This window comes from Pseudomonas sp. BMW13 (assembly GCF_013357275.1).
In the GTDB taxonomy this organism is placed as follows: domain Bacteria; phylum Pseudomonadota; class Gammaproteobacteria; order Pseudomonadales; family Pseudomonadaceae; genus Aquipseudomonas; species Aquipseudomonas khazarica.
On the sequence record NZ_SUKD01000013.1, the window covers coordinates 38596 to 54077 of the forward strand.

At 67.6% G+C, this 15482-nt stretch carries 16 protein-coding genes; 9 read left to right on the top strand and 7 right to left on the bottom strand.

The features are described 5' to 3' along the window. Nucleotides 1-50 precede the first annotated feature (50 nt). The 8 genes from E4487_RS10775 (at nucleotide 51) to E4487_RS10810 (ending at nucleotide 6773) form a co-directional block, all read left to right on the top strand. Nucleotides 51-2843: a monovalent cation/H+ antiporter subunit A gene (locus E4487_RS10775; RefSeq protein WP_150608718.1), complete on the top strand. Its 2793-nt coding sequence runs from the start codon at nucleotides 51-53 to the stop codon at nucleotides 2841-2843. A gap of 1 nt (nucleotide 2844) precedes the next feature. Beyond that, nucleotides 2845-3174 (top strand): Na+/H+ antiporter subunit C, encoded by a 330-nt coding sequence (locus tag E4487_RS10780; RefSeq protein WP_037049020.1) that lies wholly within the window; start codon nucleotides 2845-2847, stop codon nucleotides 3172-3174. Further along, nucleotides 3171-4676, top strand: coding sequence for a monovalent cation/H+ antiporter subunit D (locus E4487_RS10785; protein ID WP_175253325.1), 1506 nt, complete (start codon nucleotides 3171-3173; stop codon nucleotides 4674-4676). The genes E4487_RS10780 and E4487_RS10785 overlap by 4 nt, the downstream gene beginning before the upstream one ends. Next, nucleotides 4673-5176, top strand: coding sequence for a Na+/H+ antiporter subunit E (locus tag E4487_RS10790; RefSeq protein WP_037049016.1), 504 nt, complete (start codon nucleotides 4673-4675; stop codon nucleotides 5174-5176). The genes E4487_RS10785 and E4487_RS10790 overlap by 4 nt, the downstream gene beginning before the upstream one ends. Beyond that, nucleotides 5161-5430, top strand: coding sequence for a K+/H+ antiporter subunit F (locus E4487_RS10795; RefSeq protein ID WP_037049014.1), 270 nt, complete (start codon nucleotides 5161-5163; stop codon nucleotides 5428-5430). Before E4487_RS10790 ends, E4487_RS10795 begins: the two co-directional genes overlap by 16 nt. 12 nt (nucleotides 5431-5442) lie before the next feature. Next, a complete protein-coding gene (locus E4487_RS10800) occupies nucleotides 5443-5775 on the top strand; it encodes a Na+/H+ antiporter subunit G (protein WP_037049012.1) in 333 nt (110 codons plus the stop codon). A gap of 108 nt (nucleotides 5776-5883) precedes the next feature. Beyond that, nucleotides 5884-6393, top strand: coding sequence for a GNAT family N-acetyltransferase (locus E4487_RS10805; protein WP_037049010.1), 510 nt, complete (start codon nucleotides 5884-5886; stop codon nucleotides 6391-6393). Further along, nucleotides 6390-6773 carry a hypothetical protein gene (locus tag E4487_RS10810; RefSeq protein ID WP_150608724.1) on the top strand — a complete coding sequence of 128 codons (384 nt, stop codon included), beginning with the start codon at nucleotides 6390-6392 and terminating at the stop codon, nucleotides 6771-6773. The genes E4487_RS10805 and E4487_RS10810 overlap by 4 nt, the downstream gene beginning before the upstream one ends. Before the next feature lie 18 nt (nucleotides 6774-6791). On the opposite strand, the gene E4487_RS10815 is transcribed toward E4487_RS10810, so the two are convergent. From E4487_RS10815 to E4487_RS10825, 3 genes are all read right to left on the bottom strand, one after another. Continuing rightward, nucleotides 6792-8408, bottom strand: coding sequence for an NAD(P)/FAD-dependent oxidoreductase (locus E4487_RS10815; protein WP_150608726.1), 1617 nt, complete (start codon nucleotides 8406-8408; stop codon nucleotides 6792-6794). A gap of 130 nt (nucleotides 8409-8538) precedes the next feature. Further along, the gene (gap, locus tag E4487_RS10820) at nucleotides 8539-9558 is read right to left on the bottom strand and encodes a type I glyceraldehyde-3-phosphate dehydrogenase (protein ID WP_037049004.1); all 1020 of its coding nucleotides are present in this window, start codon (nucleotides 9556-9558) and stop codon (nucleotides 8539-8541) included. Nucleotides 9559-9705: 147 nt separating this feature from the next. Continuing rightward, nucleotides 9706-10374, bottom strand: coding sequence for a COG3650 family protein (locus E4487_RS10825; protein ID WP_175253326.1), 669 nt, complete (start codon nucleotides 10372-10374; stop codon nucleotides 9706-9708). Between the two features lie 123 nt (nucleotides 10375-10497). Between E4487_RS10825 and E4487_RS10830 the strand changes: the two genes are divergently transcribed. Next, nucleotides 10498-11379: an RluA family pseudouridine synthase gene (locus E4487_RS10830; protein WP_047592867.1), complete on the top strand. Its 882-nt coding sequence runs from the start codon at nucleotides 10498-10500 to the stop codon at nucleotides 11377-11379. Nucleotides 11380-11430: 51 nt separating this feature from the next. Here the strand turns inward: E4487_RS10830 and E4487_RS10835 are convergent, their stop codons facing one another. The 4 genes from E4487_RS10835 to E4487_RS10850 form a co-directional block, all read right to left on the bottom strand. Then, a complete protein-coding gene (locus tag E4487_RS10835) occupies nucleotides 11431-12453 on the bottom strand; it encodes an AbrB family transcriptional regulator (RefSeq protein ID WP_175253327.1) in 1023 nt (340 codons plus the stop codon). Then, complete coding sequence (locus E4487_RS10840) at nucleotides 12437-13957, bottom strand: tripartite tricarboxylate transporter permease (protein ID WP_037048995.1); 1521 nt, start codon at nucleotides 13955-13957, stop codon at nucleotides 12437-12439. Before E4487_RS10840 ends, E4487_RS10835 begins: the two co-directional genes overlap by 17 nt. 1 nt (nucleotide 13958) lies before the next feature. Continuing rightward, nucleotides 13959-14402: a tripartite tricarboxylate transporter TctB family protein gene (locus E4487_RS10845; RefSeq protein ID WP_037048992.1), complete on the bottom strand. Its 444-nt coding sequence runs from the start codon at nucleotides 14400-14402 to the stop codon at nucleotides 13959-13961. A gap of 102 nt (nucleotides 14403-14504) precedes the next feature. Beyond that, entirely contained in the window at nucleotides 14505-15482 is a 978-nt protein-coding gene (locus E4487_RS10850) for a tripartite tricarboxylate transporter substrate binding protein (protein ID WP_037048989.1), read from the bottom strand.

A 15482-nucleotide genomic window follows, 5' to 3' on the forward strand; every position in this document is an offset into this window, starting at 1 on the left:
CTCGTCGCTGGTCGTGGTCGACTGGCGTGCCTGCTAAAGGGGTTTTGCCGATGGCGCTTGCGCTGATCATAGCCTTGCCGTTTCTGGGCGTTTTTCTACCGGTGCTGGCCGAGCGGCTGGGCCGCTCGGCGTGCGCCGTGGCCGCCGCGCTGCCGCCGCTGGTGGCGCTGGTGCTGCTGTTCAGCCTGCAGCCTGGCGTGTTCGCCGGCGAGGTCCTGCGCGTCAAGCTGGAATGGCTGCCGCAACTGGGGCTGAACCTGAGCCTGCGTCTCGACGGTCTGGGCTTCCTCTTCGCCCTGCTGATCCTCGGTATCGGCCTGCTGGTGATCCTCTACGCACGCTACTACCTGTCCAAAAGCGAGCCGATGGGGCGCTTCTTCGGCTTCCTGCTGCTGTTCATGGGCGCCATGCTCGGCGTGGTGCTGTCGGAAAACCTGCTGCTGATGCTGGTGTTCTGGGAGCTGACCAGCCTTTCGTCCTTCCTGTTGATCGGTTTCTGGGGGGCACGTTCCGACGCTCGCAAGGGCGCACGCATGGCCCTGGCGGTCACCGGTGGCGGTGGTCTGGCGTTGCTTGCCGGTATCCTGCTGATCGGCCATATCGCCGGCAGCTTCGAGTTGTCCCAGGTGCTGGCAGCCGGTTACGCGATTCGTGCCCATGAGCTGTATCCGGTCGCGCTGATCCTGGTGCTGCTGGGCGTGTTCACCAAGTCGGCGCAGTTCCCGTTCCACTTCTGGCTGCCGCATGCCATGGCGGCGCCGACGCCCGTCTCGGCCTACCTGCACTCGGCGACCATGGTCAAGGCCGGGGTGTTCCTGCTGGCGCGCCTGTATCCGGCACTGGCCGGCTCCGAGTGGTGGTTCTACCTGGTCAGCCTGACCGGTCTGGCGACCCTGCTGGTGGGGGCCACCCTGGCGCTGTTCCAGCATGACCTCAAGGGCCTGCTGGCCTATTCCACCATCAGCCACCTGGGCCTGATCACCCTGCTGTTCGGCCTCGATACGCGCCTGGCGGCGGTGGCGGCGGTGTTCCACATCATCAACCACGCCACCTTCAAGGCCTCGCTGTTCATGGCCGCCGGCATCATCGACCACGAGACCGGCAGCCGCGACATGCGGCGTATCAACGGCATGTGGAAGTACATGCCGCATACGGCGATGCTGGCGATGGTGGCGGCCTCGGCGATGGCCGGGGTGCCGTTGCTCAACGGCTTCCTGAGCAAGGAGATGTTCTTCACCGAGACGCTGCACCAGCACCTGCTCGGTAGCTTCAACTGGGTGATCCCGGCGGCGGCGACCCTGGCCGGCGTCTTCTCGGTGGCCTACTCGTTGCGCTTCATTCATGACGTGTTCTTCAACGGCGAGCCGATCGACCTGCCGAAGTACCCGCCGCACGAGCCGCCGCGCTATATGAAGGTGCCGGTGGAAGTGCTGGTGTTCCTCTGCCTGCTGGTCGGTGTCGTGCCGGCCTACACCGTGGCCCCGCTGCTGGCCTCTGCCGCGTCCGCCACCCTGGGTGGCGACCTGCCCGAGTACAGCCTGTCGATCTGGCACGGTTTCAACCTGCCGCTGATCATGAGCGTGGTCGCGCTGGTGGGTGGTGTTCTCGTCTATGCCCTGCGCAAACCGCTGTTCCGCTGGTACGCCGGGATGCCCCGGGTGGATGCCAAGCTGGTCTTCGAGCGCATGGTGATGAGCCTGTTCGTCAGCGCCACGGCGTTCACCCGTCGCCTGGAGAACGGTTCGCTGCAACGCTACATCGCCTACCTGCTCGGCGCTGCCATCGTGGTGGTGGTGCTGGCGCTGGGGCCGCTGCCGGAGCTGAGTGGCTCGGTGCCGATGCAGCCGATCGATGGCATCACCGCGCTGGGCCTGGCGATCATGGTCATGGCCGGGCTGGCCACGGTGATCTTCCACCGCCAGCGCCTGGCCGCGCTGGTGATGCTCAGCGTGGTGGGGCTGATGGTGGCGCTGGCCTTCGCCCGCTACTCGGCGCCGGATCTGGCACTGACCCAGCTGTCGGTGGAGGTGGTGACCATCATCCTGCTGATGCTGGCGCTGTTCTTCCTGCCGGCGCAGACGCGCGTCGAGTCCAGCAGCATGCGCGCCCTGCGCGACTTCAGCCTGGCCATCGGCAGCGGGGTGATGGTGGCCATGCTGGCGTTCGCCGTGCTGACCCGCCCGTACACGAGCATCGCCGACTACTTCCTGGCCAACAGCGTCTCCGGTGGCGGCGGTACCAACGTGGTCAACGTGATCCTGGTGGACTTCCGTGGCTTCGATACCCTGGGCGAGATCAGCGTGCTGGCGATCGCAGCGGTGGGCATCTATGCCATGCTCGACGGCCTGCGCCTGTTCCAGCCCAACGCCGACGCCGAGGGCCGCAGCTGGGCGCGTGACCGCCACCCGCTGATCCTCGCCACGCTGTCGCGCGTGCTGCTGCCGATGGCGCTGCTGATCTCGGTGTTCATCTTCCTGCGTGGCCACAACCTGCCGGGCGGCGGCTTCATCGCCGGCCTGATCACGGCCGTGGCGCTGATCCTGCAGTATGTCGCCAGCGGCGTGCAGTGGACGCAGTCGCGCCTGCCTTTGAACTATCACCGCATGGCCGGTGGCGGCGTGCTCATCGCCACGGCCACCGGGGCGGGCAGCTGGCTGTTCGAGCGTCCGTTCCTGACCTCGGCGTTCGGCCATTTCCACATTCCACTGGTGGGTGAGATCGAGCTGGCCACGGCCATGCTCTTCGACCTGGGCGTCTATCTGACTGTGGTCGGGTCGACCCTGCTCATCCTCGCCAACCTGGGCAAGCTGACCCAGGAAAAGCCCGGACAGGAGGTACTCTGATATGGAAGCGCTGTTTGCCGTGGCGCTCGGCATCCTGACCTCGAGCGGCGTGTATCTGCTGCTGCGAGCTCGCACCTTTCCGGTGGTCATGGGGCTGACCCTGATCTCCTACGCGGTCAACCTGTTCCTCTTCGCCATGGGACGCCTGCAGGGCGGTGCGTCCAGCGTGATCGGGCAGGGCAGCCGCTATGTCGACCCGCTGCCCCAGGCGCTGGTGCTGACTGCCATCGTCATCGGTTTCGCCATGACCGCGTTCGTCGTGGTGCTGGCCCTGCGCAGCGTCGGTGAACTGAGCACCGACCATGTCGATGGCCGGGAGCAGCATCGATGAATCATGCGTTGATCCTTCCCATTCTTCTGCCGCTGCTGGCCGGCAGCCTGCTGCTGGTGGCCGCTCGCCTGGACATGCCGCGCAAGCGCGTGCTGTCGGTCGGCGTGACCACGCTGCTGGTGCCGCTGAGCTTCTGGCTGCTGGCGCTGGCCGACCAGGGCACGATCCAGGTCTATGCCCTGGGTAACTGGCAGCCGCCGTTCGGCATCGTGCTGGTTCTGGATCGCCTCAGTGCGCTGATGCTGGTGGTGACATCGGTGCTGGCGCTGTTCGCGGTGCTCTACGCGATGCGCGGTGACGACGAGCGCGGGCGCAACTTCCATGCGCTGTTCCAGTTCCAGTTGCTGGGCATCAACGGGGCGTTCCTCACCGGCGACCTGTTCAACCTGTTCGTCTTCTTCGAGATCCTGCTGATCGCGTCCTACTCGCTGCTGCTGCACGGCGGCGGCAAGGATCGCGTGCGCGCGGGGCTGCACTACGTGGTGCTCAACCTGGTCGGCTCGGCGTTCTTCCTGATCGCCGTGGGCGTGCTGTATGGCGTCACCGGCACGCTGAACATGGCCGACATGTCGCTGCGCGTCGCCGCTGCCGGCGCCGACCATGCGCCGCTGATCGGCGCAGCCAGCATGTTGCTGCTGGTGGTGTTCGGCCTCAAGGCCGCGTTCCTGCCGCTGTACTTCTGGCTGCCGCGTGCCTACGCCTCGGCGACCGCGCCGGTGGCGGCGCTGTTCGCGATCATGACCAAGGTCGGCCTGTACTCGATTCTGCGGGTCTACACCCTGGTCTTCGGGGACGAGAGCGGCAACCTCTCGCACCTGGTCCAGGAGTGGCTGTGGCCGCTGGCCCTGCTGACCCTGGCGCTGGGCGCCGTCGGCGCGTTCGCCTCGGTGACGCTGCAGGGCATGCTGGCCTACCTGGTGGTGCTGTCGGTGGGCACGCTGCTCGCCGGCATGGCCCTGGGCACCCCCGAGGCACTGCAGGCGGCGCTGTTCTACCTGATCCACAGTACCTGGGTGGCGGGCGCGCTGTTTCTGATCGCCGATCTGGTCAGCCGCCAGCGCGGGATCAAGGAAGCGCAGCTGATCCAGGGGCCGGCGCTGCAGAATCCGTACATCCTGGGGGCGCTGTTCTTCGTCGGCGCCATCGCCGTGGCCGGCCTGCCGCCGCTCTCGGGCTTCGTCGGCAAGCTGCTGCTGCTCAAGGCGGCAGGGTCCGGTTGGGAAGCCGCCGTGCTGTGGCCGGTGGTGCTGATCGGCGGTCTGGTGACCCTGGTCAGTCTCAGCCGCGCCGGCAGCACCCTGTTCTGGCGTGTCGGGCTGAGCCAGCTGGACAGCGCCGAGCTGGACAACGGCCGCCTGCTCGCCGCCATCGGCCTGCTGCTGATGAGCCCGCTGCTGGTGGCCTGCGCCGCGCCCGCGCTGGACTACATCGGCGCCATGGTGGCGCAACTGCATGACCTGGAGAGCTATCACATGATCCTGCTCAGCGGAGGTGGCGCATGAACGGGCGTCGCTGGCTGCCCCATCCTCTGCTGAGCCTGTGCCTGCTCGGTGTCTGGCTGCTGCTGGTCAACGACTTCAGCTTCGGCCACTGGCTGCTGGGGGCCTTCCTCGGCTGGCTGATTCCGCTGGTCAGCCAGGTGTTCTGGATCAACCCGCCGCAGGTGCGCAAGCCGGTCAAGCTGTGCCTGTTCCTGCTGCGCGTGCTGGGTGACATCGTCGTCGCCAACCTGGAAGTGGCCAAGCTGATTCTCGGCCCGGCCAGTCGCATGCGCCCGGCGTTCGTCGAGGTGCCCCTGAAGCTGGACGACGAGCTGGCGCTGACCATGCTCGCCAGCATCGTCTCGCTGACGCCCGGAACGGTCTCCGCCGACCTCAGCGACGACAAGCGCACGTTGCTGATCCACGGCCTCAACGTGGATGACGAAGCCGCGCTGGTGCGCAGCATCCAGACCCGTTACGAAGCACCACTGCTGGAGGTGTTCGCATGCTCGCGTACGTGATTCCGATCTGCCTGGCCATCATGGGCCTGGCACTGGTGTTGACCCTGGCCCGGCTGATCAAGGGGCCGGACATGCCCGATCGCATCCTGGCGCTGGACACCCTGTACATCAACGCCATCGCCCTGCTGGTGCTGTTCGGCATCTGGCTGGGCTCGGACCTGTATTTCGAAGCGGCCCTGCTGATCGCGGTGATGGGCTTCATCGGCACCGTGGCAGTGGCCAAGTACCTGCTGCGCGGCGACATCATCGAGTAGAGGAGAGACAGCATGAACGCTTGGATCGAGGGCCTGGTCGCCCTGTTTCTGCTGCTCGGCAGCCTGTTCGCCCTGGTCGGCGCCATCGGCCTGTACCGCCTGCCGGACTTCTTCATGCGCCTGCATGGGCCGACCAAGGCCACCACCATGGGCGTGGGCGGCATGGTCATCGCATCGCTGATCTACTTCGGGACGCGGGGCCAGGGCATCAGCCTGCATGAGCTGCTCATCACCCTGTTCCTGTTCATCACCGCGCCGGTCAGCGCCCACATGCTGGCCAAGGCGGCCCTGCAGCAGAAGGTGCGCCTGAGCGAGCAGACCCGTGGCCGCCCCTGGGAGCAGTGACAGTTTTCACCCGCGACTGTGCCTGTAGACCCTTGCACGCAGGCCCTAGACTGAGCCCCTGGCTGGCAGCACCTGGCGCCGGCCACTGACTCAGGCGAGGTGAACATCATGATGCAGTTGCGCGCCGCGACCGCAGCGGACATCGAGGCCATGTGCGAGCTGTTGCTGGAGCATGGACCGAACCCCTGGAACCACTTGCCCGAAGCCGAGGTGCGCGCCCACCTGGCGGCCATCGCCGGTGGCGAGACGCGGGCCCTGCTGGCCGAGCAGGAGGGCGTGCTGCAAGGCTTCGTCAGTCATCGCCTGACCGATGGCTTCGCCGCGCATCAGCCGCCGTCACGCTCGGGCCAGGTGCATGCCTATATCTGCGAGGCCGTGGTGCACGCTCGGCAGGCCGGGCAGGGGCTGGGCTCGCGCCTGTTGCGTGGTGTGGTCGAAGGGCTGCTGGAGGATGGGCTGCGCGACATCTACATCGACCGCCACGAGGAGAATGCCGCCTCGGCAGGGATGATGCGCAAGGCGGGGTTCGTCGAGTTGCTCACCTACGCCGACCCGCAACGGCGTCCGCACGGTTCGCGCCGCTCGACCCTCTGTTGCCTGCGCGCCGAAGACGCTTGAGCGCGCGGCGTGGCGGCGCCATCGCCTTGCTCGTCGGCGCGCAGCTGGTGCTGGCAGCACTGCTCTACAGCGGCGCCTTCGAGCTCTGTCGACAGCTGCTCGGCACGCTCCGCCGCGATATCGGCTACGGCGTGCAGTTGCAGCATTCGCTGTATCTCTTCGCCGCCCTGGCGCTGTTCAACGCGATCTGGCTGATGAGTTGCCGCAGCCGACGCAGTGGCCTGGCCGGCTGCTGCGTCTGCCTGTCGCTGTGGACGCTGTACTGGGTCAACCTTTTCACCAGCATGCCGCTGCGCAGCCTGCTGGTGGTCACTGTCGGCGTGCTGGTCCTGGCGCTGCCGGCATGCCTGCTGGCGCTACGCTTCAGGTCGCCCGGCTGAGTCCGGCCGGGCTCCTGTTCAGCGCTCCAGCCCGAGCATGTCCCTGGCCACGGCCTCGGCGACACGGATGCCGTCGACGCCGGCGGAGAGGATGCCGCCCGCATAGCCGGCGCCTTCACCGGCCGGATACAGGCCCTTCAGGTTCAGGCTCTGCATGTCGGCGCCACGGGTGATGCGCACGGGGGAGGAGGTGCGCGTCTCGATGCCGGTGAGCACCGCGTCATGCAGGTCGAAGCCCTTGATCTGCTTGGCGAAGGCGGGGATGGCCTCACGGATCGCCGCGATGGCGAAGTCCGGCAGCGACGGCGCCAGGTCGCCCAGGCGCACGCCCGGCTTGTAGGACGGCTGCACCTCACCCAGCGCGCTGGACGGCGTGCCCTTGATGAAGTCGCCGACCAGCTGCCCGGGGGCCTCGTAGTTGCGCCCGCCGAGCACATAGGCGTGCGACTCCAGGCGCTCCTGCAGCTCCACGCCGGCCAGCGGGCCACCGGGGTAGTCCTGCTCCGGGGTGATACCGACGACGATGCCGGCATTGGCATTGCGTTCGTTGCGCGAATACTGGCTCATGCCGTTGGTGACCACGCGCTCCGGCTCGGAGGTGGCGGCGACCACGGTGCCGCCCGGGCACATGCAGAAGCTGTACACCGCGCGGCCGTTGCTGGCGTGGTGCACCAGCTTGTAGTCGGCGGCGCCGAGCTTGGGGTGACCGGCGTACTTGCCCAGGCGCGCGTTGTCGATCAGCGACTGCGGGTGCTCGATACGGAAACCCACCGAGAACGGCTTGGCCTCCAGGAACACGCCTCGGGCGTGGAGCATGCGGAAGGTGTCACGCGAGCTGTGACCGAGGGCCAGCACCACATGACGGCTGCGCAGCTGTTCGCCGCTTTCCAGCACGACGCCGCTGAGCTGCTCGTCCTCGATCAGCAGGTCGCTGACGCGCTCCTGGAAGCGCACTTCGCCACCGAGCGCCTTGATCTCCTCGCGCATGGTGGCGACCACGCCGGTGAGGCGGAAGGTGCCGATGTGCGGTTTGTTGATGTAGAGGATCTCGTCCGGCGCGCCGGCCTTGACGAACTCTTCCAGCACCTTGCGGCCGTGATGGTTCGGGTCCTTGATCTGGCTGTAGAGCTTGCCATCGGAGAAGGTGCCGGCGCCGCCTTCACCGAACTGCACGTTGGACGTCGGGTCGAGCACGTTCTTGCGCCACAGCCCCCAGGTGTCCTTGGTGCGCTGGCGAACTTCCTTGCCGCGCTCCAGGACGATGGGGCGCAGCCCCGCCTGGGCCAGGATCAGTGCGGCGAAGATGCCGCAGGGGCCGAAACCGACCACGATGGGGCGTTCGTCGAGGCCACCGGCAGGCGCCTGGCCGACGGGTTGGTAGCGGATGTCCGGTGCCGGTCCGACGTGGCGATCACCTTCGAGGCGGGCGAGCAGGGCGCTTTCGTCCTGCACCTCGCAGTCGACGATGTAGATGAACGGCATGTCGCCGAAACGCTTGCGGGCATCGTAGCTGCGCTTGAACACGGTGAAGGCGAGCAGCTCGCCATCGGCGATGCCCAGGCGCTGGACGATGGCCGGGCGCAGGGCGTCGTCGGCGTGGTCGAGGGGCAGTTTCAGTTCGGTGAGACGAATCATGGCAGGTATCCAGCAGGGCCGGTGGTGATCCGGCAGGGGGTAACGAGGGCGGCGATTGTACAGGATCGCCGTGTGCCGGTCGTCGCCCGGCATCGCCATGGGCGCAGCGGCGCAAGCGCCGCTGCGACGTTCAGCGCTGGCTGTCGCGGCTCAGGTGATGCCAGTACAGCAGGACGTCGAGCATGCGGTTGGCGAATGCCCATTCGTTGTCGTACCAGGCCAACACCTTGACCAGGTCGTCCTGCACGCGGGTGTGGTTGAGATCGACCACGCAGGAGACCGGGTAGGCGTTGAAGTCGGTGGAAACCAGCGGCGCCTCGTTGCACTCCATGACGCCTGGCGTCATGGCCTTGGCACCGTTCTGCAGCGCGGCATTGATCGCCTCGCGGCTGGTCGCACGCTCGGCGTTGAAGGTCAGGTCGAGCAGCGACACGTTGGGGGTCGGCACGCGCACCGAGAGACCGTCGAGGCGCCCGGACAGCTCCGGCAGCACCAGGCCGATGGTCCGGGCGGCACCGGTGCTGGTGGGGATCATCGACAGCGCGGCGGCGCGGGCGCGATAGAGGTCGCTGTGGGCCTTGTCCAGCAGGTTCTGGTCGTTGGTGTAGGCATGCACCGTGTTGACCAGCCCCTGGCGGATGCCCACCGCCTCGTGCAGCACCTTGGCCAGCGGCGCCAGGCAGTTGGTGGTGCAGGAGGCGTTGGAAACGATCTGCTGCTGGTTGCTCAGCAACTGGTGGTTGACGCCATAGACCACGGTCAGGTCCGCGCTTTCCAGCGGGTGCGAGAGCAGCACGCGCTGCGCGCCGGCGGTCAGGTGCTGCTCGGCTTGAGCACGCTTCTTGAACTTGCCCGAGCATTCCAGCACCAGGTCCACGCCCAGGCGGTTCCAGGGCAGGTTGAACGCCTCGCGCTCGCTGAGCAGGTGGATCGATTGGCCGCCGAGGTGCAGCTGCTCGCCATGCAGTTCCACCTCGCCGGGAAAGCGGCCGAAGGTGGAGTCGAAGCGCGTCAGGTGGGTGAGGGTCTGGTAGTCGCCGAGGTCGTTGATCGCGACCAGGCGGATGCGTTGCTGCAGATCGCGCTGCACCAGAGCGCGCGTGAGTGCGCGGCCGATGCGTCCATATCCGTTGAGGGCTACTCGTAGCATGGTGGTCTCCTTCCTGCGATGCTGCCTTGAGCTTAGGCGGAGGGAGCGGGGTGCGCCTGCTTTCGATTGTGGCAAAAGATCACACGGGCTGACGGCTGAGCCAGGACCTGCGCTCAGCCGTCAGCATCCGTGCCGCAGGCGGTGCGATCAGTTGCGCATGGCGCCGAAGTGCGCGCAGCCACGCAGTACCTGGCCATCCAGGCGCAGTTCCGCGCTGAGGTGGTTCACCGCGCCGCTCATGCCGTCGACGCAGCGCTGCGGCGCGACCCACAGCTCGAGGCGCTGGCCGTTGGCCTCGCTGCTGAAGTTGAGACGGCCTTCCGGCAGCTGTTCTTCCAGGTAGGGCAGGGCCAGTGGCTCATGCTCGGGACGGTTGAGCACCAGGCCCTTGCTGCCGACCTCCACCTGCCAGAACGGCTCGTTGCCGCTGGCGCGCAGGGTCAGGCGCTTGAAGTTGAGGTCGTCGCAGCCATGGCCCTCACCCTGCAGGCGGTAGAGCTGGCTGACCTCGAAGCGGCCATCGTTGCCTTGCCCCTGGCTGCCGCCCAGCTGGCCGGCCAGGTCGGCGAACAGCTCGCCCTGGTCGCCAGCGAGCTGCCTGGCTTCACGCTCGATGTCGGTGTTGCCGCCGTCGACCAGGAGGAAGCGGCGCTGTTCCTGGCAGGGGCTGAACAGCAGCTGGCCGTTTTCCAGTTGTACCTGGCCCTGCAGGCGGGTGGCCGGCGGCGGGCCTTCCGGCTTGCCGGTGTAGACCTGGCAGGCGGTCAGAAGCGGGAGTAGGGCGATGCTGCTGAGCAGGGAACGGGTGATGGACATGAGGCCTCCGAAGCGAAGCGGCCACCATAGCTACAGCGTGACGCCGGCTCAAGCCGTTTGCTTTGACTGGACGCGGTGACTGCGGCCTAATTCGCCGCATCCGGACCGATGCGAGCCCCCGTAATGCCCAGCCCTGCCATGCGCCCCAGTACGCTTCACCTGCCCCAGGGCGACTGGGCGACGGTACTCGACTGCCTGTGCGCGCACTTTCCCGCCATCGAGCGGGCGGTGTGGCTGCAGCGCATGGCGCGTGGCCGCGTGCTGGATGGCGAAGGCAAGCCCATCGATGCCGAGCATCCCTATCGCGCCGGCCTCAAGGTGCGCTACTTCCGTGAAGTGCCGAACGAGACGCCGATTCCCTTCGAAGAGCAGGTGCTGTGGCAGGACGAACACCTGCTGGTCGCCGACAAGCCGCATTTCCTGCCGGTGATGCCGGCCGGCGAATACGTCGAGCAGACCCTGCTGGCGCGTCTGATCAGGCGCACCGGCAATCCTGACCTGGTGCCGATCCACCGCATCGACCGGCTGACCGCCGGCCTGGTGCTGTTCTCGGTCGACCCGGCCAGCCGCGGGCTGTATCAGGCGCTGTTTCGCGAGCGGCAGGTGGAGAAGCGCTACGAGGCCATCGCCCCGGCGCTGACCGATCTGCAGTTCCCCTGCGTGCATCGTTCGCGGATGGTCGCTGGCGAGCCCTTCTTCCGCATGCAGGAGGTCGCCGGCGAGGCCAACAGCGAAACGCGGATCGAGGTGCTTGAGCGCCGTGGCGCGCTATGGCGCTACGGCCTGTCGCCGGTCACCGGGCGCAAGCATCAGCTGCGGGTGCACCTGGCCGGGCTGGGCGCGCCCATCGTTGGCGACGACTTCTATCCGCACCTGCTGGAGTCGCGCCACCAGGCGGATGACTACAGCCAGCCGCTCAAGCTGCTGGCCCGTGGTCTGCGCTTCGTCGACCCGCTCAGTGGTCAGCCCCGTACGTTCGACAGCCAGCTGCACCTGCAGTGGTAGCGGGGCGCCGGGGCAGCCACTTGGGCGAAGCGGCAGTGCAAGCACCACGGGCTAGACGTGGCGCTTGCACCAGAGCTTGAACAGCGGCTCGGCGAGAAACATCACCAGAAACAGCCGCAACACCTGCAGCGCGGTGACCAGAGCCACCGAGAGCTGCAGGGCTTCGGCAGTCAGGCACAGCTCGGTGATGCCGCCAGGCATCATGCCCAGCATCAGTGACAGGTGATCCTCGCCGGCCAGCCAGCCGAGCCCTTCACCCAGGGCAGCGGCGACCAGCATCGCCAGCAGGGTGAACAGCAGTACGCGGGCCAGGAAACCGGGAGCGCTGCGGAAGAAGGCGCGGTCGAAATGACAGCCCAGCGCGCTGCCGATCAGCCACTGACCGAGCTGGCCGAGGCCTGGCGGCAGGCCCAGGTGCAGGTCGAAGGTGGCGCTGGCCACGGCGCAGGCGGTCAGCGGGCCAAGCATCCAGGGGTTGGGTTGCTTCAGGCGCCCCCAGCCCAGGGCCAGCACCGCGCCGGCAGCGAGCAGGATGATCAGCCAGGTCCAGTCCACTGGCGCGCGCGCCGGTGCACTGACAGCGGGCAGGCCCCAGGTGAACAGCGCCGGAATCAGCAGGACCACCAGCAGCAGGCGCAGGCTGTGCGCCGCGGCCACCCGTGCCGGTTGGGCGTCGTGGCGCAGGGCCAGGTTGACCATCTCGCTGGCCCCGCCCGGCATGCTGGCGAAGAACGCGGTGGCGCGGTCGACGCCGGCACGACGGAGGATGGCGATGCCGATGAGGCTGAGCAGGAGCGTGCCGAAGGCGCCCATGACGATGATCGGCAGATGGCTGAGCACCTGCTCCAGCACTTCGCTGGTGAAGTGCAGGCCGATGCCGCTGGCGACCAGCCACTGGCCGGTCTTGCGCCCACCGGGGAGTTCGCTGAAGGCGCGGTTGGTCAGGCAGCGCAGGGCGATCACCGCGAGCAGCGAACCGACCATCCAGGGCAGGGGCCAGCCGGCGAGGCTGGCCAGGTAGCCGCCGACCGCACCGGCCAGCGGCGTTACCCAGAGATCACGCGGCAGCGGCATCAGCCCCGGCCTTGATCTGTTGGCGACGACGCACCCAGCGGATGCCCGGCAACGCCAGCATCAGCGCGACCAGTGCCCAGAGCACCAGGGTGATCGGGCTGCCCCAGAGAATGCCCAGGTCGCCGGCCGAGATCGACAGCGCGCGGCGCAGGTTGTCCTCCATCAGCTCGCCGAGGACGAAGCCGAGGATCAGCGCCGACAGCGGGAAGTCGAGCTTGCGCAGGATGTAGCCGAACACGCCGAGGAGGATCATCAGCACCAGATCGAAGGTGGTGCTGTGCACGGCGTAGACGCCGACCATGCTGACCACGGTGATCGCCGGCACCAGTACCCAGTTCGGCACGCTGAGCATGCGCGAGAACAGGCCGACCAGCGGGATGTTCATCACCAGCAGGATGACGTTGCCGATGAACAGCGAGGCGATCAGGCCCCAGACCACGTCGGGCTGCTGTTCGAACAGCAGCGGGCCGGGAGTGATGTTGTACAGGGTCAGGGCGCCGATCATCACCGCCGTGGTGCCCGAGCCCGGTACGCCGAGGGTCAGCATGGGGATCAGCGAGCCGCAGGCCGAAGCGTTGTTGGCGGCCTCCGGGGCTGCCAGGCCACGCAGGTCACCGTCACCGAAGCGACCCTTGCTGCCGGCCATGCGCTTCTCGGTCATGTAGGTCATGGCGCTGGCGATGGTGGCGCCGGCGCCGGGGAGGGTGCCGATGACGAAGCCGGCCAGGGCGCTGCGGATCATGGTCCAGAAGGTCTGGCAGAACTCCTTGAAGTTGAACAGCAGGCGGCCGCTGGCCTTGACCGCTTTCTGCCCGCCGTGGGTCTTCTCCAGCATCAGCAGGACCTCGCTGACGCTGAAGAAGCCGATCACCACGATGACGAACTGGATGCCGTCGGACAGGCTGACGCTGTCGAAGGTGAAGCGATAGACGCCGGTGGTCGAGTCCACGCCGACCGTGGCCAGGGCCAGGCCGATCAGGGCGGCCATCAGGGTCTTGACCGGCTTGTCGCCGACCATGCCGCCGAGGCAGGCGATGGCGAACACCATCAGCACGAAGTATTCGGCGGGGCCGAAGGCCACGGCCCACTTCGCCAGCAGCGGCGCGAACAGCACCACGCCGCAGGTGGCGACGATGCTGCCGATGAAGGAGCTGACCGCCGACAGCGACAGGGCGATGCCCGCCTTGCCCTGGCGCGCCAGCGGGTAGCCGTCGAGGGTGGTCATGATGGCCGCGGCGTCGCCCGGCACGTTGAGCAGGATGGCGGAGATACGCCCGCCGTACTCGCAGCCCAGGTAGACGGCAGCGAGCAGAATCAGTGCGGTTTCCGGCGGCAGGCCGAGGGCGAACGCCAGCGGCAGCAGCAGGGCCACGCCGTTGATCGGGCCGAGGCCCGGCAGCAGGCCGACCACGGTGCCGACGAAGGCGCCGAACAGCGCCACCAGCAGGTTGTCCGGGCGCGTGGCGACACCGAAGCCCTGCATCAGGAAGTTAAGGGTTTCCATTTCAGCTCTCCACGAAGGCTTCAAGCAGGCCGAGCGGCAGGGGCACGTCCAGCAGCAGATCGAACAACACGTACAGCAGCACGCCCATCGCCACCGCGCTGACCGCGCAGGGCAGCGGGCGGCCAGTGAACAGTAGGCCCAGGGCAAAGGTGGCCAGGCTGGTGCTGATGACGAAGCCGAGCGGCTCGAAGGTCAGCGCATAGGCCAGCAGAACCACCACGCACAGCGCGCTGCGCAGCGCCGTGGGAAGGTCCAGGCGTTGTTCGAGCATGCCCGGCTTGAACACCAGCCACAGGCTGCCGGCACCCATCAGGGCCAGCAGCAGCAGCGGGTAGGCCCGTGGGCCGACCGGGTCATAGGCGAAAGGCGCCTGGAAGCCCCAGGCAATGACGGCGAGCCAGGCACACAGAAGCAGCCAGACCGCGGAGAACAGGCGAACGTACATGGTGATTTACCTCGGAAGCGCCAGGCCGGAGGGCAGCGCCGAACACGACCCGGGTGGGGTGCTCAGTGCTGCCCTCGGCAGGGCGCGGATTGCACAGGCGTGTTACTGGACCAGGCCGAATTCGCCGGCCAGGGCCTTGTAGTCCTGCACTTGCTTGAGCACGAAGGCGTTGAGCTCGTCGCCGGTCAGCGACAGCGGGAACAGGTCACGTTGTTCGCGCAGGGCGGCGAAGTCGTCACGTGCCAGCATCTTCTCGAACTGGCCCTGCCACCAGGCGAACTGCTCGTCGCTGACCTGCGGGCCCATGTAGAAGCCGCGAATCACCGGCCAGCTGATGTCGTAGCCCTGCTCCTTGGCGGTCGGAATGTCCGCCAGCTTGCCCGGCAGACGCTCGTCGGACAGCACGGCGAGGATGCGCACCTTGCCGGCCGCCAGTTGCGGGGTGACTTCGCCCAGGCCGCTGGAAGTGACCTGCACGTGACCGCCGAGCATGGCGGTCAGGGTCTCGCCGCCGCCTTCGAAGGCCACGTAGCGCAGGCTCTGCGGGTCGATGCCGGCCGCGCGGGCGATCAGCGCGGTCTGCATCCAGTCCTGGCCGCCGATGGTCGCACCGGCGCCGAAGACCACGCTGGCCGGGTCTTTCTTCAGCGCCTCGACCAGCTCGCCGAGGGTCTGCCAGGGCGCATCGGCGCGTACGGTGATGGCGCCGTAGTCGGTGCCGATCGCCGCCAGCCAGCGGACGGCGTGTTCGTCGTAGCGACCGAACTTGCCCTGCGCCAGGTTGAGCAGCGAGCCGGAGGAGAAGGCGGTGATGGTGCCTGGGTCCTTGGCGCGCTGGGCGACCACGGCGTTGTAGGCAACGGCGCCGACGCCACCCGGCATGTAGGTGACGCGCATAGGCGCCTTGAGCAGGCCGGTGTCCTTGAGGCCGCTCTGGGCCAGCTTGCAGGTCAGGTCGAAGCCGCCGCCGGGCTTGGCCGGTGCGATGCATTCGGGACGCTTGGGTTCGGCAGCCAGCAGCTGGCCGGCGAAGGCCAGGCAGGAAACCGCCAGTGCGGCGCGGGTCAGGGCAGATTTCAT